Source organism: Staphylococcus arlettae (assembly GCF_002902345.1).
Lineage (GTDB): Bacteria > Bacillota > Bacilli > Staphylococcales > Staphylococcaceae > Staphylococcus > Staphylococcus arlettae.
On sequence record NZ_PPQB01000022.1, the window covers coordinates 26,661 to 45,049 of the forward strand.

Consider the following 18,389-nt stretch of genomic DNA (forward strand, 5'->3'; position numbering starts at 1 on the left):
CATCGCTTATTTTATTATTATGCTTAATTGCACAGCTGATGTCTCTGTACTAGTCATACGTTACTGGTTACTATATAATATCCTTAGATAAGTAAGACATATATACTGGAGGAGAATGTTATGCAAATGTTCAATCCTTTTTTACAAACTATCGAAAATGAGACTCACCGAACAAAAGTTGCTGAATTATTCACATGGGTGGCAGAGACATTCCCACAACTTGAAACGACAATCAAATGGAACCAACCAATGTTTACAGATCATGGTACTTTTATTATTGGTTTTAGTGCGGCAAAACAACATTTTTCTGTTACGCCGGAAGCTCAAGGGCTATCACCTTTTGTTGAGCGTATTACTGAAGCAGACTATAGCCAAACACAAAATTTATTCCGTATTAAATGGACACAAGATATCGATTATGCTTTACTGCGAGACATGATTCAATTTAATATTGATGACAAGGCAGACTGCACGACTTTTTGGCGTAAATAACATCAAACCCTACTATCTTCAATCTTAAGATAGTAGGGTTTGATGTTATTTATTGTAATTCAGCTAAAAAGCGAATGATATCTTGTTCTACCGCTTCTCGATCTTTACCATGCGTTATTAAATGCTCACCCTCTTCATAACCTTTGACTGACTTATGTTGATGTGCAATATGCTCATAAATATAATGTGCGCTTTTAGCATAAGCTGGTTCATCTTGTTGACCATATTTAATAACTATAGGTGCTTGGATACTTGGCAACTGTAGCATAATGTTATCTACAACATTTTTAAACATTTCAAATCCCGCTTCATATGAGCGTATATCAGCCACTTGACGTTCTATTTCGGTTTGGTCTAAGCCTAAAATATCACCCATACGTCGACCATATGTTTCTAAACGCATTGCTAAGCCAGCATCGTCCTTTTTATACGGTACTGACATCGCAACGACACTATGCACTGACTTGGTTTCACTCAGTTTAAGGGATAGCAATCCTCCCAAAGACACACCTAACACTGTGATCTTATCGTAACCTTTGTCTTGTAACAGCTCATAACCATCTTGGGCATCTTGCCACCAATCGGCTATAGTATAAGCCATTAAATCCTCGAGCATTTTTCCATGCCCTTTATACGAAGGAACGTAGCAAGTGTAGCCTGCTTTATGTAATTTCGTAGCTAACAGTTTAACATCACGCACCGTCCCAGTGAACGAATGTAATAATAATACCGCATGGGCCGCACCTTCATGCTCTAAATATATTGGATTGGGTTCTTTTACTTTAATCATTCTTTGTCACTCCACGCTTTTATTCTCACTTTTATTATAACAAACATCAGTAGTTATGGATGCTATCTTAGTTAAACAGTAAAAAATGCTGATGAGCAGTCTTACTCACCAACATCATTATGATATAACTAACTATTCATTACTGATAAATTGTAACTCATAAACGGCCTTGTCATCGAATGAATTAAAATTATCTATTTTAGCATTAAGATAGATTTCTTGTTGTTTTCTACTAACATTATGTTTATATGTTATTTTGACATGTAAATCTGATTCGTAACCATTATTTTTCAAAGTACGATCGATTTCTTTAAAAACATCTCTATTCAGTGGTAATAAATAACCTTCTTTACTTGGCAACATACTGACATATTTACGTTGAAGTACATCATTATCTCCAATAAATATTTCTATTTCGATATTTTTGGCAGCACCTCCACCTAAATTATAAAGTTTTACATAGTCCACATTCTCTAAATTATTATGGTCTTCTATATTCCTAACTTTTAATCTACCGTCCGTTCTCGTAATAAGTACTTGGTTAAATCCTAATGCTGGAATAAAACTTATTTTCATTTGATACAATTGGATGGAGACAGAAACAAAATAAAATAAAATAAAGCCATAACAAATGTCCCTATTGAACCAATTGCTGAAATGATATTAATCATAGTTAAACCTCCTTTTAACTTATCGTTGTATCTATCCCCGTTTTGCTATAGGTTCACACTTCTTAATTAAACTTAACTTGTATTACATAACATCAACATGCTAACCACAAGCCACTGCTGACTTTAACATAATTAAAATTGTCACCCAAAATTTAACCCACCATTAACATCATATTCATATTTAATAATTTATTTTATTAACTTATATAAATATTTTATTATTTACATATGATTATGATAAGCTTTAGACAAACTAATGATGGGGGACGCACAGCATGTCATTTTTTTCACTTAAGCCAAAGTTCTTAATACATAAATTTATCGTCATAAGCATTCTTTCTGTACTACTTACTAGCATCTTGCCATACAATACCGCTAAAGCAGATGATGCCTTTAGTTCTATGAGTGAACTCATGGAAAACACAACTGAAGGTAGCGACTGGCAAATCACGACTACGGATAGGGGTAGCGATGTATTAATTGCTGCTATACATGGAGGCGGTATCGAACCTGCTACTTCACAACTCGCAAGTCTAATCGCGAGCAATGGGGGCTATAACTATTATTCATTTCAAGGTGTGCGTCCAACAAATAATGGAGAATTACATGTCACATCTACAAATTATGATGAACCTATTATTCAACATATGCAATCCACTGCTAACCGCTCTGTCACTATACACGGAGCATTAGGTACTGAACCAGTTACATATATAGGGGGCAAAGATCAATCATTAATTACGAGAATTGAAGACGAATTAAGAAACGCGGGTTTTGAGGTTCAAGAATCTCCGAACCACCTTTCGGGTAGTTCCGACAATAATATAGTCAATAAAAATCAGCGTGGTGAAGGTGTTCAACTTGAATTAACCACAGCTATGAGACAATCGTTATTTAGCAATAATGATATTTCAAAAATCTCGAGAATGAATTTATTAAATTATAATGCTGATATGTATAATTACGCCCATGCCGTCAATGATGCTATTGCTAAAGACAACTAACTTCATACTAAACTTTCAACAGTTATATCTTTGTAATCGTACAATGATATAACTGTTTTGTTGTGACATAGTACTTTAATCGAAAGTAGATATATAGTTAAAAAATTCTAATAATTTTAACATTATTTTTTTAAACATAATGGTTTGCTTTGCTAACTAAAAACAGTTAAAATTGACAACTGTGATGTTTTAGAAAAGAGGTAATGTGTCATGTCAGATAGTATACTATCTAATAAAAAGAGAAATACCATAATTTTAGTAATGTTAAGTAGTGCCTTTGTGGCCATGCTAAACCAAACTTTACTAAATACAGCTTTACCAGCCATTATTACAGGATTACAAATCACAGAAACTACTGCACAATGGTTGATTACTGGTTTCATGTTAGTGAATGGTATTATGATTCCACTAACTGCCTTCCTCATGGATCGATTCCATACTAGACCGCTTTATATTTTTGCCATGAGTGCTTTTTTAGTCGGCTCTATTGTCGCCGCACTTTCTCCTAGTTTTACCTTGCTCATGATTGCACGTATCATACAAGCAGTCGGAGCCGGTATCTTATTACCACTCATGCAATTTACTGTTTTTACGCTCTTTCCACCGGAAAAACGTGGCTTTGCCATGGGTCTTACAGGTATTGTAGCGCAATCAGCACCGGCTATTGGACCTACTTTAACCGGCTTTTTAATCGATACGTTTAGTTGGCGTGCGCCATTTATCGTGGTAGCAGCGATTGCTATTATTGCCTTTATTGTTGGAACAATCTTTGTAGAGAGCAATAACACTACAAAACACACTGAACTAGACAAAACTTCCGTCGTTTATTCTACTTTAGGTTTTGGGTTAATGCTCTATGGCTTTAGTAGCGCAGGTAATCTTGGCTTTGGCTCACCCATCGTCATACTATCCTTAATTATTGGTTTAATCATTGTAGCTATATTTGTTCTACGTCAAATTAAACTCGATAATCCATTATTAAATATGAAAGTTTTTGCCAATAGAACATTTTCGTTATCAGCTTTTAGTTCAATGATTCTATTTATTGGTATTGTAGGCCCTGCCTTATTAATCCCAATGTATATTCAATCAGGTTTAGGTTTATCGGCAATTTTATCAGGCATAGTTATTTTACCAGGAGCCGTCGTCAATGCTTTTATGTCTGTTTACACCGGTAAAATTTACGATAAATATGGTTTGAAAATCTTAGCTATCCCAGGCTTTATCTTACTCATCATTATGACAATTTTACATTGTTTCTTAACTACAGAAACTCCTTATTGGTATATCGTAGTTATTTACGCGGTGAGAATGTTTGCTGTAGCACTCATCATTATGCCTTTGAATACAATTGGTATAAATGCGCTACAACCAGAAAATATTTCTCATGGAACAGCTATCATGAATTCGCTACGTATTATAGCAGGAGCAATCGGCACTGCTGTGATGATTACTATTTTATCTATTGTACGTAAAAATTATGCTGTTGCACATGCAGACCAAAGTAAAATAGATATAATGCAACATTCTACAGTTTTAGGTGTCGATGCCGCCTTTATCTTTACTACTATTTTATTATTTATTGGATTTGCCTTAACACTCATGATCAAACAACCTAAAAAATCTTAATGTTTTAAGTTGAGAGACTCTATTGATATAACAGAAGCCCCATTCATTACACTCATGTAATGAATGGGGCTTCTTTTTTAAAATGTTTCGTATGAAACATTTTAGTGGATAACTAGTCACATAATGCCTATACACAAAAGAATCATCACGATAGTTAATAATATTGCTCTACCTATAATAATACGATCCCAATGCGTTTGTATTGTTCGTAAATTAGAAGGTACTTTATGTGCTTCTGCTGCAGTGGTGATAACTTTATGAATCGGTTTAGATTTAAAATTATATATAAAGATATAACCTAACATTAGTAAAAATGCTATCACATATTCTAAATTTCCTACGCGGAGCCCACCATTAAATATCACTGCAGCCACAATAGCAAATATGCCAACTGTTCCAAATTGAGGCATGCGCTTATCTGCTATTTGATGCATATGACCTAATACGTCTACCATACTTTTATCTCTACACTTACGCAATGCTTGAACACCAATGATACTGAAAAATACATCTACGCCAAAAACAACACCAATCATTATGATTGCTATGATACCTGCAACTAATTCCATCATATCACCTTGTTTTATGCTTTCGCTATTACTGTGTTCAATTCGTTAGCCGCGTGTCAACATGGCTCGTTTTTACAACAGTTATCCTATCTCTTCCCACTTTAAAATTTTCCAAAACAGTAGATTTCACACGATGTAATATCTATAAATTAAAATAATGCATCATTTACAACTTTTATAATTGCATATTATTGTGCTGGTGCCAATTGCCACTGATATGGTTCAGGCAATGCATCCCAAGCCCCGTCTATTTCATCGTGTTTCAATAAGCAATCATCTAATTGTTGAATAAGTTCATCCTGTTGTAGATTTGTACCTATGATGACAAACTGTGTATGACGATCTCCGTATTCAACGTCCCAATTTTCAACAACGTCCGGTCTGTCTGCTAATATGTCTCGCTGTGCCTCCGGTGACATACTCGCTACCCAATATGTTACCGGACTTATATTACATGATGAGCCCGCTTGAGATAACAAACATGCCACTTGGTTATATTGCGCTAACCATACAATGCCTTTCGTACGTACGATATTTTGTGGTAATTGCTCTAACCATGCGTGAAAACGTTCTGCATGGAATGGTAATCGTCTATCATAAACTAAGGAAGTAATACCATATTCTTCAGTCTCTGGCGTATGTGTACTATGTCCGCCTTCAGTTAACTCTTGAATCCAACCTGCTGATTGGCTCGCTTGATCAAAATCAAATAATTGTGTATTTAATACCTCAGACAAATCAACTTCAGCATTAACCGTACGAATCACTTTCGCTGTTGGTTGTAGTTGTCGCAATATACTTTCTAAATGTGTTAAATCCGCTTCGTGAACCAAATCTGTTTTATTTAAAATAAGTACATCACAAAATTCTACTTGGTCAATTAATAAGTCTGCAATAGAACGTTCATCTGTATCATCTGTCCCTTGGTTACGATCAATTAATAAATCTTCTGAGTTAATATCATTAACAAAGCGATTGGCATCGACGACCGTAACCATGGTATCTAACGTGCAAATCGCGCTTAAATCAATACCTAAAGCATCATCCATATAAGTAAATGTCTGCGCTACTGGCACAGGCTCGGAGATACCTGTAGATTCAATGACTATTTGATCAATATTTCCTTTATGTACAAGCTGTTGTACTTCTTGCAACAAATCATCGCGCAATGTACAACAAATACAACCATTGGATAGTTCTACTAATTTTTCATCAGTTCGTGACAAGCCACCCCCATCTGCGACCAAGTCTTTATCAATATTTACTTCACTCATATCATTAACAATTACCGCTATACGTCTACCCTCACGATTCTGTAAAATGTGATTGAGTAACGTGGTCTTACCTGACCCTAAATACCCACTTAATACCGTAACTGGAATTTTGCCCATAATATCAAAACCTTCCTAAATCGTAATTATTACGTTTTGTATTATATTAGAACTTTTCAATTTACGCAAACATATGTTAGTGACTATGTGTGGTGTTAGCTATTTAATAGGTCGAATGACAAGATTGTCACATATAATGTCACTTGATATTGTCGAAATTTTTCATGTTGCTTCTTATACTAAAAGGAGCAACGTTAAGGAGGTATTATGTGAGACTATTAATCAAATCAATCATAGGCATATTTATTTTAATCGTAATAGTTTGGAGTGTTTTACTCGCTTGGAAAATTTATGCAGAGCAGCATACTGATAATGCAGCAGTTGCAGACTTGGCAAAGCTCAATCCATTAATAGAAAGTGAAAATTATTATATTAAAACGCAACAACCAACAAAGATAAAAAAAGATAATAATTCACACCATGTTTATACTTATAAACAACAAGCAGTAGATAAAAATGGGCAACGTAAAGTGATTACATTTAATGCTTTTTCAGATAAATTAAAAACGAATCATTATTTAAAAGTAGAAGTAAAATTAGACAGAGTGCAAAGTTATAAAGAAGTATCTCAACAACAAGTCCCTTCAAAAGCATTACAACGTATCGATTCATAAACAAAGACTTAGACAAGTGATATACTGTCGACATAGTTTCTGACTTTGTTGGCAGTTTTTGTTCACGCTTTCCGCGGGCACTGCCTTAGCTTGTAGTCTGCGGCGAGTGCTATTCCCGCAGGAGTCGGCTCAAAACACTGCCCATATTATTAGAAAGACTTAGTTGAACTGTTGTCTAAATTCTAAAATAAGAGTGGGATATTATTGTTTAGTCTTACATCACTATAGACTGTCTATATAGTTTCTGGCTTTGTTGGCAGTTTTTGTTCACGCTTTCCGCGGGCACTGTCTTAGCCTGTAGTCTGTAGCTAAGGAGTCGACCTAAAGTCTCGCCAATATTAACGAAAAAAGCACTCATCATTTAGATAAGTGCTTGCTACAATCAGACAGACATTTATTGTTGTTGATGAAAACGATAATGCAGTTGTCTTACCTCTTCTGCTAAATCTTCTACAGGTCCTTCAACTTCAGTATCAGTAATGACATCTTGGATACGCAAATGTCGAACTTTAGAAGGCGGGACGTCTAACTCTTGTAACCACTGTGACAATTGTGCCGATGAACTTGCGTAGACAATCCGATTAAGACCGACCCAACCATGTGCAGCTGCACACATTGGACAATGCTCCCCTGAAGTATATACCGTTGCTGTAGCGCGTTCATCTTCAGATAAGTGGTTCGCCGCCCAGCGCGCTATCGCAAATTCAGGGTGTTGTGTATGGTCACCGCCAGAGACATGGTTAAAGTCTTCAAATAAAATTTCTCCATCCGCTGCAACAAGTATAGAGCCAAATGGTTCGTCATTCGTTTGCAATGCAGTTTCAGCCAATGTAATACAGCGTCGTAAGTATTTTAAATCTTGTTCATTGATCATTACACTGTTCCTCCCTCTCCCAGTTAGCTTTTAATTATAACTTTAATATAGTACAGGCGAGATAGCTAATATTTCACCATAGTCTATACTTTAATCTGCTAACAATGTTTAACTTTCTAGTAAATGAGAGAAATAGTAATGTAAGGAGGTCAACGTTATGAAAGAACTAACAGATAAACAAATTAGTACTTATCAATTTAAGGATGATGGCACAATTCCGAATAACCCCACATACCCATTAGTGATATATAAGGATTTACTCACAAGCAATGATCAAGCTGAACAGATTTTAGCGCATAACAATTGGCTAGACGCTTGGCGTGGTGGCATATTCAACCAACACCATTATCACAGCAATACCCATGAAGTCCTTGCAGTAATAATTGGTGAAGCCTTTCTCCAACTCGGTGGTGCTTCAGGTAAACAATTAGCAGTAGCAGCAGGTGATGTCCTTATTTTACCAGCAGGTACTGGTCATAAATTAGTCGACAGCAGTAACGATTTCACTGTCGTTGGCGCTTATCCTAATGGTATAAGTTATGATTTCTGTACAGGACAATCACAAGAGCGTCCGCAAAATGTTGAAAATATTGCAACTGTAACGTTACCTGCAAAAGACCCTTTATTTGGGAGCGACGGTCCTTTATTCAATTATTGGCAATAAACAGATAAGCTAGAAAAGTTGGATACACTTTTCTAGCTTATCTTGGTATGTCTTAAAAATTTTATTATGTGATGTTATTGATAAACGTACTACCTAGTACATCTCGAACATCATGTATCACTAAAAATGCTTTTTCATCTTCTAAATAGACTAAGTTTTTAATTTTAGTTACTTGTGATTGAGGTACGACAACATAAAGCATACCTGATGCATTTTTAGAGTAACCACCCTTACTTGGTAAAATCGTTGAACCTCTACCAGTGAAACTATTGATTTGGTCAGCAATTTGTTCATTGTGTTCTGAGATAATCGTTACCGCTTTTTTAGGATTGAAACCTTCAATGACAAACGATGTGGCACGCTCTGTAATAAACAACATAATTATTGTAAACAGGACGTTTTTTAAAGGTAAGACAATTAAAAATGATAACACGATTAAACTATCCAGTAAGAAAATTGATTTAGCTGTTTTAAAACCAAAATATTTATTTAATATTCTAGCAATAACAGCAGGTCCTCCCACTGTACTCCCCGTTGATAATACAATACCCACGCTGATACCAATAATTGCTCCACCAAATACCGAGTTAATGACAAAATCATCAATTCCTAAATTTATGTCCTTAGTAAGTCCTAAAAATAATGAAAGTGCAGTATTGGAAATCACAGTATAAATAGCTACTTTTTTACTTAAAAATTTCCAACCTATAATAATAAGCACTACATTTATTAATAGTGTGGTGATTGCAGGAGAAAAACCAAAAGCATATTTTAATGCTAATGAAATACCCACAGTTCCACCATCTCCCAAATTAGATCCTAATAAAAAACCATTTACGCCGATAGCATTTATCAAAGTACCAATTAAACAAAGAATGATATTTTTATAATGATTGTTGAACATTGCTACCATCTTCTCACCTTCCCTTACTTTTAATTAACCCGTACATACTACCATATAGCTAGCTAAAAATGATACGCATTTTTTTAATTTTCACTAAATAAACGCTACCACTTAAACTCCATTGTTCAGATACAGCGTTGCATGTTAAATTAGCACTAAAGTAGTTAACCTACCCAGCATAGGAGGTGATAAAATGACCACGATCTTGTACATACATCACGTAATTAATCTTATATTCATGATTATTTTATTTATATTGAATTTCACTAATTTTGGTGGCACACCAGCCTTAATTGTATTAGCCATACTCTTTATCATTAATACCATCTTATTAATAAGAGCAAAGAGCAAACAGCAAACAAGTGAAGAATAGCGACACTAAACCAGAAGATTTCAAATAGAAGTGACAGTGTCACAATGGGCGTGTATTATAATTTCTAACAAATCCGAACCATCTAGTAATAACATTAAAGCAATATTTTGGGCTACCTTGCCAATATACATGTACTTTATTATCTTATCGATACATACGATATTAACGAAAGAAAGTACCACTGCAGCCTTCCTAGCTACTTCGAGTTTAATAACTTTTACACCAATGCTCACACTAGTAACTAGTAAATATTTGAATACGAGAAAACCTAAAAGGATAAGATATTATAAAAATGAGCAAAATTAAATATGATTATAACTACTTACTAATGGCGATTCCTCTATTAATCCTAGCTAAATTGGCCCCAGTCACTTTTGTCGCAGCTATGATCTGTTTACTTTGTGGCTTTGAGAAGCGGGAATAGTACAATTGAGTTGTAAAGCTAGGCAATAAACCAATATTAAACTGCAGGAGCAATGAAACTTATGTACATTGCTCCTTTTTATATAGCTGTTTTCTACTGTATTATGAGCTAAAGGTATCATTTTATTACTATTACGCATTGAAAATTTACCAATTTATCCTGAAGCGATTCAAAGAAAAATAAAAAGAGCTAGAAAATGCGTAGGAGCAACGTTCCCAACTCTCTTTTTATCAATTTTATATATTTTTTATTTCCTGTTTATATCTTACTAAGATATCATATTTTTCCTTAGGTACAATTTCAGACACTAATACATCGTATGCCTCGTTGTATATTCTTTTAGCTTCAGATTTCTTTTCTTTGTTTTTTGCACTATATTCATCGAAAATTTCTTCAAATAGCTTTTCACTTTTATTTAAATAGATAAGTTTGTCTTTATTAGCATCTCGCTCAATCAAACCATCCCTTATACCATATTTAATAGCATAATAAAGTAAAATAGCAGATAAAATTATGTATGCGAAAACCAATTAATCACATCCTTTACAATTTATATTTTAGTTTTCAATATGATTTGACTCTTCCTTTTGTTTGTCTTTAATCATTTCAGAAGATACTGCAAACACAAATAGTAGTATAAATAGGATGATTGCTAGATAAGGTATATCTTCTAAAAAATACCATATTAAATTCCAATCGAACATCATATTCGCGTAACTAACTGCATACTTGATAAAAAACAGAACAACACATACACCTGCTAACACATCTAAAATTTAGTTGTCATTTTCATTAAAACGCCCCTATATTTTATAAAAATATTCTATACTATTATTTGAATTTCAATTCAATAACATCATAGTGATATAAAAAATTATATCACTCATATACATATATTTTAACACTTCACTATCTGATTAATATTTATTATTCTATTTAAACATTCTCTAGTGGTAATTTCATACCTTTCCATCCTTCTAACGCACCAGACAATTCATATGCTTCATAACCATTTTTATAAAATGTTAATAATGCTTCTTTTCCTAAAATAGTGCCACCAGTCCAATCATAAACCACATAAATTTTATCTTTTGGTAATTGATTTATTTGAGTATTTAATGTCTTGGCCGGAATCTCTATAGAACCTTTTATTTTATCTCCCTTTACTTCTTTCGGTGCATTCCTTACGTCTATAACAGTATATTTATCATTTCCTTTTTCCATATCTTCTAATACTTCATGGTGATTAATATATAAACTTAAAAAAGTTTCTAAAAATTCTATTTTATCCATTATTATCATCCTTTTCTATATTGAGTCTTAATTTATTTACTAGGTTTAAAAAAGTTGCTTTCTCTTCTTCATCAAACGCTTTAAACATATCTGCAACTAAATCATAATTATGGGGAAGAAAATTTTGCAATTTTAACTGTCCCTCTTTGGTTAGTTGTACATAATTTGTTCTCTTGTCTTGACCTATATTAACTCTTTGTATTAAATTTTGCTGTTCCAAACCTTTTAAAATACCAGTTATCGTAGATTTTTTATTCCCAATTTTTTTGGATAACTCTGATGGTGACAAAATCATATTTTCTTCATATGACAGCAACATCATTATTGAAAACTTTGCTTCAGTTAAACCAAATTCATCGCTAAATTTGTCATAGTTCTTTTTCATAACTTTATAAGCTTTATTTAGCTCTAAATAAAGCATTACAGAAATGATGTCTAGATTCTCATAACTTTTCTTTAGTTTTTCTAATTTACTGTATGTAGGGCTATCTATTAAATAAAATTCGTTCATAAAAACATCTCCTCCATTTAGTTAGGTACCTAACTAAATTAAATGTAACATACCCTTCAATATTTTAAAACCAATTACTATTTAACTATTGAATTCCGTTGGCTACTGGAACTGTAGTGTATGCTGATGTTGCTGTAAAATCCGCCAATTATATCAGTGTGAAACGAAACGTATTCAAAGCAAAATAAAAAGAGCTAGAAAGTGCATTATAGCAACGTTTCTAACTCTTTTCTTATGCTTATATATTATTCCCACTCGATTGTGCTTGGTGGCTTGGAAGTAATGTCGTAGACTACGCGGTTGACGCGATCTACTTCGTTAACGATACGACTTGAAATCTTTTGTAAGACTTCCCAATCGATACGGGCAAAGTCACTTGTCATACCATCAATCGATGTTACAGCACGGATTCCGACCGTATGATCGTATGTACGGTAGTCTCCCATGACACCTACAGATTGAATGCCTGGTAATACTGTAAAGTATTGCCAGATTTCACGTTCTAACCCTTCTTCACGAATGACTTGGCGTAAAATAGCATCTGATTCACGTACAATTTCTAATTTGTCTTCAGTAATTTCGCCTAACACGCGGATTCCTAGTCCTGGACCTGGGAAAGGTTGTCTCCATACTAAGTGTTCTGGAATACCTAATTCGATGCCTAATTCACGTACTTCATCTTTGAATAGTGTATTAATAGGTTCGATTAATTGGAATTCCATATCTTCAGGTAATCCACCAACATTATGGTGTGATTTAATCGTTTGTGCAGTCTTAGTACCTGATTCAATGACGTCAGTATACAACGTACCTTGCGCTAAGAAATCGACACCTTTGAGTTTTGAAGCTTCATCATCAAAGACATAAACAAATTCATTACCGATAATTTTACGTTTTTGTTCAGGATCTGATACGCCTGCAAGCTTACTCATAAAGCGTTCTTGTGCATCTACACGAATAATATTCATATTGAAGCCTTCACCAAATTGCTCCATAACCATGTCGCCTTCGCCTTTACGCAACAAACCGTGGTCTACAAAGATACATGTCAATTGGTCACCAATGGCTTTGTGCAACAATACTGCTACTACTGATGAATCTACACCACCACTCATCGCACATAAGACGCGACGATCACCAACTTGTTCACGAATTTTTTCAATTTCAATTTCGATAAAGTTTTCCATTGACCACTCACCTGTACAGTCACAAACACGGCGTACAAAGTTACGTAATAAGTCATTACCGTATTCAGTGTGACGTACTTCTGGGTGGAATTGCACACCGTAAATACGACGCGCTTTATCTTCAATTGCTGCATAATTTGTGCTTGGGCTGTCCGCAATCACTTCAAAGCCTTCTGGAATTTCAATGACTTTATCTGAATGACTCATCCAAACATTTTGTTCTTCAGGTAAACCAAAGAACAGCTCATCTGTTTTAGCATTAATCACAGCTTTACCATATTCACGCTCATTCGCACGTTCTACTTTACCACCTAATAATTTAGTAGTAAGTTGCATACCATAGCAAATACCTAAAATAGGAATGCCTAAATCATAAATTGCTGGATCAATTGTAAATGAGCCTTCTTCATATACTGAATTCGGTCCACCTGATAAAATGATACCTTTTGGATTCATACGTTTAATTTCTTCTATTGAAATTTCATGGTCATGTAATTCACTGTAGACGCCCATCTCACGAATGCGTCGTGTAATCAATTGATTGTATTGGCTACCAAAGTCTAGTACAAGGATTAATTCTTGCTCTTTCGCCATTTCCATAATTGTTTATCTCCTTTGACTTAGAATGAATAGTTTGGTGATTCTTTAGTAATTTGAATGTCGTGTGGATGACTTTCTGCTAAACCAGCAGGTCCCATGCGTGTAAATTGAGCTTCTTCTCTTAACGCTTCTAAGTTTCTTGAACCTGTGTAACCCATTCCTGATCTTACGCCACCCATTAATTGATAAACTGTATCTTGTAATGAGCCTTTGAAAGCAATACGCCCTTCAATGCCTTCTGGGACGAATTTTTTAGGCGTTTTATCTTGTTGGAAGTAACGATCATTTGAACCACTTTCCATAGCTCCTAGAGAGCCCATGCCACGGTATACTTTATATTGTCTACCTTGGAAAATCTCAGTTTCGCCAGGACTTTCTTCAGTACCTGCAAGTAAGCTACCTAACATTACGGCATGTCCTCCAGCAGCTAATCCTTTAATGATGTCACCAGAGAATTTAATACCGCCGTCAGCAATAATCGCTTTACCATGTTTACGTGCTTCAGATGCACAATCATAAATAGCTGTAATTTGTGGTACACCTACGCCTGCAACGACACGAGTAGTACAGATTGAGCCTGGGCCGATACCAACTTTCACAACATCTGCGCCTGCTTCGAATAACGCTTTTGTAGCTGGACCTGTAGCAACATTACCCGCAACTAATGTTACTTCTGGGAATGTTTCTTTAATATGTCTTACTTGTTCAATGACACCTTTAGAATGACCATGTGCTGTGTCGATAACTAAAGCATCAACGCCTGCTTCAACTAATTTTTCAGCACGAATATCTGTATCTTTTGCGATACCAATTGCCGCACCAACAAGTAATCTACCGTGATCGTCTTTAGCTGATTGTGGGAATTCTAATACTTTTTCAATATCTTTAATTGTAATTAAACCTTCTAAACGACCATTTTCGACAAGTGGTAATTTTTCGATTTTATGTTCTTGTAGCAGTTCTTCTGCTTCATCAAGTGTTGTACCTACTGGTGCTGTGACTAAGTCTTCTTTTGTCATAACATCTGAAATTTTAATTGAAAAATCTTCAATAAAGCGTAAATCACGGTTTGTGATGATACCAACAAATTGACGCTCTTCATTGTTATTAACAATTGGCACACCTGAAATACGGTATTTACCCATTAATGCTTCTGCTTCATATACACTTTCTTCTGGTGTTAAATAAAATGGATCAGTAATAACACCATTTTCTGAGCGTTTTACTTTTTGTACTTCATCAGCTTGATCTTCAATGTTCATATTTTTATGAATAACACCAAGTCCACCTTGACGTGCCATAGCAATTGCCATTTTAGATTCAGTAACTGTATCCATACCAGCAGAAATAACTGGAATATTTAATTTAATTCTATCCGATAATTGCACGCTTAAATCCACGTCTTTCGGTAAAATATCTGATTCCGCCGGTAACAATAATACATCATCAAAAGTTAAAGATTCTTTTTCAAACTTATTTTCCCACATTTAGTACAGCCTCCAATTTTTATTTATAGTTACATTATTTCATAACTTCTGTCGTTTGTTGATACTTTATACCATTAAAAAAGAAATTCAGAATAATTGCTGATAATGCGCCTAGAACAATACCGTTTTGCGTTAACCAGGCAAATTGCTCGCCTAATGATTCAAACGCTTGAGGTACTGCACTTATACCCGTTCCTAGTCCAACTGATACCGCAATTATCAATAAATTATTTTGATTTTTAAAATCGATATTACCTAATATACTAACACCATATGCCATAACCATGCCAAACATAGCAATCATGGCACCGCCTAATACTGGTAATGGAATCATGTTAGCCAAAGCACCCAATTTAGGGATACAACCACATATCAATAACAAAATGACCATGCCATAGATAACATTGTTTTTCTTAGCACCTGACAATGAAACCAAGCCCACATTTTGTGAATATGCCGTATACGGAAAAGCATTAAACACAGCACCTAACATAATCGCAAGACCTTCGGCAGTATAACCTTTACGAAAATCTTTACGGTCAAGTTGTTTTCCTGTAATTTGACTTAGCGCATGATAGACACCAGTAGATTCGATTAAACTCACTAAAGCTACAATAAAGAATACGAGTGTTGCTCCAAAATCAAAACTAAACATTGAAAAGCGAAATGGCTGTGGTAAAGCAAACCAATGTGCTTCTCCTACTTGCTTCACATCAACACTACCGAATGTAGAAGCCAGTATTGTCCCAACAAGCAAGCCAATCAAAATTGCGATGGATTTAAAAAATCCAGTTGTCAATCGTTGAATAATTAAGATAACCAACAGTGTAACAACGCCTAACACAATATTATTGCCATTGCCGTAATCTTTAGCACCTTCACCACCAGCTAAATAATTCATAGCCACTGGCATTAAATTAATCCCAATAATTGTAACGACACTACCTGTTACAACAGGCGGGAAAAATCTAACGAGTTGCGAGAAAAACGGTGCAATGATGACGACTAAAATACCTGATAAGAATAATGAGCCATATAATACATCTATACCTTTAGTCTGTCCTATTAAAATCATTGGAGCTACGGCTGTAAATGTACAACCTAGAACTATAGGTAAACCTGTCCCCGTCCCTTTCCATACTTGTAAAAATGTCGCGACACCACACATAAAAATATCTATCGTAACTAAAAATGCAATTTGTTCAGGCGTAAAGTCTAAACTAGTCCCTACAATAATAGGTACGAGAATGGCTCCCGCGTACATAGCTAATAAATGTTGAACACTTAAAATAAACGTCTTCATATTTGTGTGCCTACTTCTTCGCTGGCAAATGTCACTTTATTACCTTGCAATGAAGCTACTTTACATAATGAAGAAACACGTAATTCTGCGTCCTCTAATCGTTGTCTGCCAGGTTGGAAACTTTTTTCGATAACAATGCCTACTCCCGCTGTTGAAGCTTGGGCTTGTTTAACAATTTCATTCAATCCTAATGAGGCATCTCCATTAGCTAAAAAGTCATCAATAATAAGTACTCGGTCATCTTTGGCTAAAAATTCATTTGAGACAATAACCGTACTCGTTGTATTTTTAGTAAATGAATGAATATCAGCATGATAGACATCTTGTGTTAAAGTGCTTGGTTTTGCTTTTTTCGCAAACAAACACGGTACATTAAACTGTAATGCTGCCATTATTGCAGGCGCGATACCTGAAGCTTCGATCGTTAATATTTTAGTAATGCCTTCATCCTTAAATTGCTCATAAAACGTTTGTCCCACTTGTTGCATCAGGCCTGCATCGATTTGATGATTTAAAAAACCATCTACTTTTAAAATCTTTTCATCAATTACAATACCGTCCTCTTTTACTTTGCGTTCCAACAAATCCACTCGAAAAAACCTCCTCAATTTGTATACAAAAAAAACCCTAAACCAACAAAGTTTCAGGATCTACGAGTGAACAAGCCATACAACTATGTAACTAGCATTTAAAAGCCAGATAATTGCTTATCTAAGTGCTAAAGTTGAATAAACATTTCCCGTTGCTATTCTGCGCAAGCACTTTATGTATGATAAGCCCTATTGTTTTTAATATCATGTGAATAATAAAAGCAATAGTTTTACATTGTTTTGTATTGGGGTGTTACTCATAGTCATATCGTTAATGGCGACATGGTAGAAACTTCTAAAGCCGTATTCTTCAGATTATATGAGTTAGATAAATTATTATACGATAATACCAAATTCCACCTTTTTTTTCAATATATACATTGTCCGCAATATTATTTCGAGCACGATTACACTGCACGTTGCAATCGTTTTCTATAGTGTTTTCATGGTGTTTGTCAAGATACGAGAAACATTATATAATTTAATAAATTCGTTTTATTTTCATGCTTCAAGGGTAAACATGCAATAAGTGAAAACAACAAGTGGAGGGGTAACCATGACAGAATTTACTGTAGTCGATAATGCAGAGGCTTTATATCAAGCAATTGATGGCAAAAGAGCAGAGGGGTATAAAGATTATGAACTAACTGTGTTAAGTAAATCTAAATTACATTTAGATGAATTACATGATTCAGAAATCAATCTAACATCTACTGGTGGCACATTTAGTGATAAAGTGGCTAAAATCATGACTGGCGAAGATACTGAAAGTGTAGTACTTGCAAACTACAACCTTTCTGATGAAGCGTCTGAACGTTATAAAAAAGAACTTATGGACAATAAATTTATTTTAGTTGCTGCTAAAGATACAAGTTCCCATGAAGAAGTGAATCACTTAAATGCCGCATATGATGAAAAGATTCTCGGTAAACATTTTTCTGAAGAAACACGTGGACCAAAATCTTAAAGCTACAAACAGTAAAAGACTGGACTATTATTAATAATAGTCCAGTCTTTTT

General features: G+C 34.7%; 20 protein-coding genes, 1 pseudogene and 1 riboswitch. Of the genes and pseudogenes, 7 read left to right on the top strand and 14 right to left on the bottom strand.

Annotated elements, in window-relative coordinates; all coding sequences use genetic code 11:
• Positions 1-120 precede the first annotated feature (120 nt).
• Positions 121-492: an iron chaperone gene (locus tag CD036_RS10265; protein ID WP_103388578.1), complete on the top strand. Its 372-nt coding sequence runs from the start codon at positions 121-123 to the stop codon at positions 490-492.
• A 49-nt stretch (positions 493-541) separates the two neighbouring features.
• On the opposite strand, the gene CD036_RS10270 is transcribed toward CD036_RS10265, so the two are convergent.
• Both CD036_RS10270 and CD036_RS10275 read right to left on the bottom strand, forming a co-directional pair.
• The gene (locus tag CD036_RS10270; protein WP_103388579.1) at positions 542-1,282 is read right to left on the bottom strand and encodes an alpha/beta hydrolase; all 741 of its coding nucleotides are present in this window, start codon (positions 1,280-1,282) and stop codon (positions 542-544) included.
• Between the two features lie 132 nt (positions 1,283-1,414).
• Positions 1,415-1,953: pseudogene (locus tag CD036_RS10275) on the bottom strand (hypothetical protein).
• A gap of 275 nt (positions 1,954-2,228) precedes the next feature.
• On the opposite strand from CD036_RS10275, the gene CD036_RS10280 reads away from it, so the two are divergent.
• Together CD036_RS10280 and CD036_RS10285 are read left to right on the top strand one after the other, a co-directional pair.
• Positions 2,229-2,957, top strand: coding sequence for a poly-gamma-glutamate hydrolase family protein (locus CD036_RS10280; protein ID WP_103388580.1), 729 nt, complete (start codon positions 2,229-2,231; stop codon positions 2,955-2,957).
• A 210-nt stretch (positions 2,958-3,167) separates the two neighbouring features.
• Positions 3,168-4,586 (top strand): MDR family MFS transporter, encoded by a 1,419-nt coding sequence (locus CD036_RS10285; protein ID WP_103388581.1) that lies wholly within the window; start codon positions 3,168-3,170, stop codon positions 4,584-4,586.
• 116 nt (positions 4,587-4,702) lie between these two features.
• Here CD036_RS10285 and CD036_RS10290 read toward each other — a convergent pair whose 3' ends face one another.
• Positions 4,703-5,158 carry a hypothetical protein gene (locus tag CD036_RS10290; protein ID WP_142385145.1) on the bottom strand — a complete coding sequence of 152 codons (456 nt, stop codon included), beginning with the start codon at positions 5,156-5,158 and terminating at the stop codon, positions 4,703-4,705.
• Positions 5,159-5,343: 185 nt separating this feature from the next.
• The gene (locus tag CD036_RS10295; protein WP_103388583.1) at positions 5,344-6,546 is read right to left on the bottom strand and encodes a GTP-binding protein; all 1,203 of its coding nucleotides are present in this window, start codon (positions 6,544-6,546) and stop codon (positions 5,344-5,346) included.
• Positions 6,547-6,755: 209 nt separating this feature from the next.
• On the opposite strand from CD036_RS10295, the gene CD036_RS10300 reads away from it, so the two are divergent.
• Positions 6,756-7,160 (top strand): YxeA family protein, encoded by a 405-nt coding sequence (locus tag CD036_RS10300; RefSeq protein ID WP_172606428.1) that lies wholly within the window; start codon positions 6,756-6,758, stop codon positions 7,158-7,160.
• A gap of 394 nt (positions 7,161-7,554) precedes the next feature.
• On the opposite strand, the gene CD036_RS10305 is transcribed toward CD036_RS10300, so the two are convergent.
• The gene (locus CD036_RS10305; protein ID WP_103388585.1) at positions 7,555-8,034 is read right to left on the bottom strand and encodes a nucleoside deaminase; all 480 of its coding nucleotides are present in this window, start codon (positions 8,032-8,034) and stop codon (positions 7,555-7,557) included.
• Positions 8,035-8,191: 157 nt separating this feature from the next.
• On the opposite strand from CD036_RS10305, the gene CD036_RS10310 reads away from it, so the two are divergent.
• Positions 8,192-8,698 (top strand): cupin domain-containing protein, encoded by a 507-nt coding sequence (locus tag CD036_RS10310; RefSeq protein ID WP_103388586.1) that lies wholly within the window; start codon positions 8,192-8,194, stop codon positions 8,696-8,698.
• A gap of 64 nt (positions 8,699-8,762) precedes the next feature.
• On the opposite strand, the gene CD036_RS10315 is transcribed toward CD036_RS10310, so the two are convergent.
• The gene (locus CD036_RS10315) at positions 8,763-9,611 is read right to left on the bottom strand and encodes a YitT family protein (RefSeq protein WP_103388587.1); all 849 of its coding nucleotides are present in this window, start codon (positions 9,609-9,611) and stop codon (positions 8,763-8,765) included.
• Positions 9,612-9,795: 184 nt separating this feature from the next.
• Between CD036_RS10315 and CD036_RS10320 the strand changes: the two genes are divergently transcribed.
• Positions 9,796-9,975 carry a hypothetical protein gene (locus CD036_RS10320; RefSeq protein WP_244913820.1) on the top strand — a complete coding sequence of 60 codons (180 nt, stop codon included), beginning with the start codon at positions 9,796-9,798 and terminating at the stop codon, positions 9,973-9,975.
• A 660-nt stretch (positions 9,976-10,635) separates the two neighbouring features.
• Here CD036_RS10320 and CD036_RS10325 read toward each other — a convergent pair.
• The 8 genes from CD036_RS10325 to xpt all read right to left on the bottom strand — a co-directional run bounded on the left by CD036_RS10325 (position 10,636) and on the right by xpt (position 17,370).
• Positions 10,636-10,929 carry a hypothetical protein gene (locus CD036_RS10325; RefSeq protein ID WP_103388588.1) on the bottom strand — a complete coding sequence of 98 codons (294 nt, stop codon included), beginning with the start codon at positions 10,927-10,929 and terminating at the stop codon, positions 10,636-10,638.
• Positions 10,930-10,956: 27 nt separating this feature from the next.
• Complete coding sequence (elxI1, locus tag CD036_RS13345; RefSeq protein ID WP_103388589.1) at positions 10,957-11,175, bottom strand: epilancin biosynthesis-related protein ElxI1; 219 nt, start codon at positions 11,173-11,175, stop codon at positions 10,957-10,959.
• A 160-nt stretch (positions 11,176-11,335) separates the two neighbouring features.
• On the bottom strand, positions 11,336-11,692 hold the full coding sequence (locus tag CD036_RS10335) for a rhodanese-like domain-containing protein (RefSeq protein WP_103388590.1): 357 nt from the start codon (positions 11,690-11,692) through the stop codon (positions 11,336-11,338).
• Positions 11,685-12,203, bottom strand: a complete 519-nt coding sequence (locus CD036_RS10340) for a MarR family winged helix-turn-helix transcriptional regulator (protein ID WP_103388591.1) — start codon at positions 12,201-12,203, stop codon at positions 11,685-11,687. The genes CD036_RS10335 and CD036_RS10340 overlap by 8 nt, the downstream gene beginning before the upstream one ends.
• Positions 12,204-12,448: 245 nt before the next feature.
• Entirely contained in the window at positions 12,449-13,990 is a 1,542-nt protein-coding gene (guaA, locus tag CD036_RS10345; protein ID WP_103388592.1) for a glutamine-hydrolyzing GMP synthase, read from the bottom strand.
• 20 nt (positions 13,991-14,010) lie between these two features.
• The gene (gene guaB, locus CD036_RS10350) at positions 14,011-15,477 is read right to left on the bottom strand and encodes an IMP dehydrogenase (RefSeq protein ID WP_002509196.1); all 1,467 of its coding nucleotides are present in this window, start codon (positions 15,475-15,477) and stop codon (positions 14,011-14,013) included.
• A 34-nt stretch (positions 15,478-15,511) separates the two neighbouring features.
• Positions 15,512-16,780 carry a xanthine permease PbuX gene (gene pbuX / locus CD036_RS10355; protein WP_103388593.1) on the bottom strand — a complete coding sequence of 423 codons (1,269 nt, stop codon included), beginning with the start codon at positions 16,778-16,780 and terminating at the stop codon, positions 15,512-15,514.
• Positions 16,777-17,370, bottom strand: a complete 594-nt coding sequence (gene xpt / locus CD036_RS10360) for a xanthine phosphoribosyltransferase (RefSeq protein WP_103388594.1) — start codon at positions 17,368-17,370, stop codon at positions 16,777-16,779. The genes pbuX and xpt overlap by 4 nt, the downstream gene beginning before the upstream one ends.
• A gap of 240 nt (positions 17,371-17,610) precedes the next feature.
• Positions 17,611-17,713, bottom strand: a riboswitch (purine riboswitch).
• Positions 17,714-17,926: 213 nt separating this feature from the next.
• Here xpt and CD036_RS10365 point away from each other — a divergent pair.
• Positions 17,927-18,337: a general stress protein gene (locus CD036_RS10365; protein ID WP_103388595.1), complete on the top strand. Its 411-nt coding sequence runs from the start codon at positions 17,927-17,929 to the stop codon at positions 18,335-18,337.
• The last annotated feature ends 52 nt before the right edge of the window (positions 18,338-18,389 follow it).

Bases quoted from the DNA above. Each gene is read 5' to 3' on its own strand.
- CD036_RS10265 (WP_103388578.1), top strand. From the start codon at position 121: ATGCAAATGTTCAATCCTTTTTTACAAACTATCGAAAATGAGACTCAC.
- CD036_RS10270 (WP_103388579.1), bottom strand. From the start codon at position 1,282: ATGATTAAAGTAAAAGAACCCAATCCAATATATTTAGAGCATGAAGGT.
- CD036_RS10280 (WP_103388580.1), top strand. From the start codon at position 2,229: ATGTCATTTTTTTCACTTAAGCCAAAGTTCTTAATACATAAATTTATC.
- CD036_RS10285 (WP_103388581.1), top strand. From the start codon at position 3,168: ATGTCAGATAGTATACTATCTAATAAAAAGAGAAATACCATAATTTTA.
- CD036_RS10290 (WP_142385145.1), bottom strand. From the start codon at position 5,158: ATGATGGAATTAGTTGCAGGTATCATAGCAATCATAATGATTGGTGTT.
- CD036_RS10295 (WP_103388583.1), bottom strand. From the start codon at position 6,546: ATGGGCAAAATTCCAGTTACGGTATTAAGTGGGTATTTAGGGTCAGGT.
- CD036_RS10305 (WP_103388585.1), bottom strand. From the start codon at position 8,034: ATGATCAATGAACAAGATTTAAAATACTTACGACGCTGTATTACATTG.
- CD036_RS10310 (WP_103388586.1), top strand. From the start codon at position 8,192: ATGAAAGAACTAACAGATAAACAAATTAGTACTTATCAATTTAAGGAT.
- CD036_RS10315 (WP_103388587.1), bottom strand. From the start codon at position 9,611: ATGGTAGCAATGTTCAACAATCATTATAAAAATATCATTCTTTGTTTA.
- CD036_RS10320 (WP_244913820.1), top strand. From the start codon at position 9,796: ATGACCACGATCTTGTACATACATCACGTAATTAATCTTATATTCATG.
- CD036_RS10335 (WP_103388590.1), bottom strand. From the start codon at position 11,692: ATGGATAAAATAGAATTTTTAGAAACTTTTTTAAGTTTATATATTAAT.
- CD036_RS10340 (WP_103388591.1), bottom strand. From the start codon at position 12,203: ATGAACGAATTTTATTTAATAGATAGCCCTACATACAGTAAATTAGAA.
- guaA (WP_103388592.1), bottom strand. From the start codon at position 13,990: ATGGAAATGGCGAAAGAGCAAGAATTAATCCTTGTACTAGACTTTGGT.
- guaB (WP_002509196.1), bottom strand. From the start codon at position 15,477: ATGTGGGAAAATAAGTTTGAAAAAGAATCTTTAACTTTTGATGATGTA.
- pbuX (WP_103388593.1), bottom strand. From the start codon at position 16,780: ATGAAGACGTTTATTTTAAGTGTTCAACATTTATTAGCTATGTACGCG.
- CD036_RS10365 (WP_103388595.1), top strand. From the start codon at position 17,927: ATGACAGAATTTACTGTAGTCGATAATGCAGAGGCTTTATATCAAGCA.